2 protein-coding genes are annotated in these 927 nt (G+C 59.5%); both read left to right on the forward strand.

Features of this window, described 5'->3' with window-relative positions; all coding sequences use genetic code 11:
* Nucleotides 1–323: ArsC/Spx/MgsR family protein (locus tag V8Z78_RS27000; RefSeq protein ID WP_349732508.1), on the forward strand; the 323-nt coding region annotated here is incomplete at its 5' end.
* A partial coding sequence (gene arsH, locus V8Z78_RS27005; protein ID WP_349732509.1) for an arsenical resistance protein ArsH occupies nucleotides 310–927 on the forward strand: 618 nt, incomplete at its 3' end. The genes V8Z78_RS27000 and arsH, both read left to right, overlap by 14 nt.

The following is a 927-nucleotide window of genomic DNA, read 5'->3' on the forward strand; positions in this document are numbered from 1 at the left end:
CGCCTCCTGATCGCGCCACGCTGGCGGGCCTGATCCAGGCCATGGGCATGCCAGTGCGCGATGTGTTGCGCCAAAAAGGTACGCCGTATGACGAGCTTGGCTTGGGTGAGCACAAATGGACGGATGAGCAATTGATTGACTTCATGCTCCAGCACCCCATCCTGATCAATCGCCCGATAGTGGTCACCCCGCTGGGAACCCGCTTGTGTCGTCCCTCGGAGGTCGTGCTGGACATCCTGCCAAAGCCTCAACAGGCCGCATTCTCCAAAGAAGACGGGGAAGCCGTCATTGACTCGAAAGGAAACCGAATTGGCGAGCACTGATCTACCGAACCTCGACGAACAAGTCTTTGAAAAGCCCTGCCTGGAAGGCCTTTTGCCCTCGCAGCGTGCGACGCATGCGCCGCGCATACTGCTGTTGTATGGTTCGGTTCGAGACCGTTCCTATAGTCGACTGCTGACCGAAGAGGCGGCGCGCCTGCTGCGCAAGATGGGTGCCGAGATCAGGATCTTCGATCCGCGTGGCCTGCCGCAGCCCGATGGTGCCCCCGACGATCACCCGAAGGTCAAGGAACTGCGTGAGCTGGCTGTGTGGGCCGAGGGCATGGTCTGGACCTCTCCAGAGCGTCATGGTGCCATGAGCAGCATCCTCAAAGCGCAGATAGACTGGATTCCTTTGTCCGCTGGTGCCGTGCGACCGACGCAAGGCAAGACATTGGCGGTGATGCAAGTCTCGGGTGGTTCGCAGTCCTTCAATGCGGTCAACCAGATGCGGGTGCTGGGTCGCTGGATGCGCATGATCACCGTCCCGAATCAGTCGTCCGTTGCCAAGGCATTTGCCGAGTTCGACGAGGCTGGCCGAATGAAGCCCTCTTCGTATTACGAACGGGTGGTGGACGTGATGGAAGAGTTGGTCAAGTTCACGCTG

This window comes from Comamonas sp. wu1-DMT (assembly GCF_040187805.1).
GTDB classification, from domain to species: Bacteria; Pseudomonadota; Gammaproteobacteria; order Burkholderiales; family Burkholderiaceae_C; genus Comamonas; species Comamonas thiooxydans.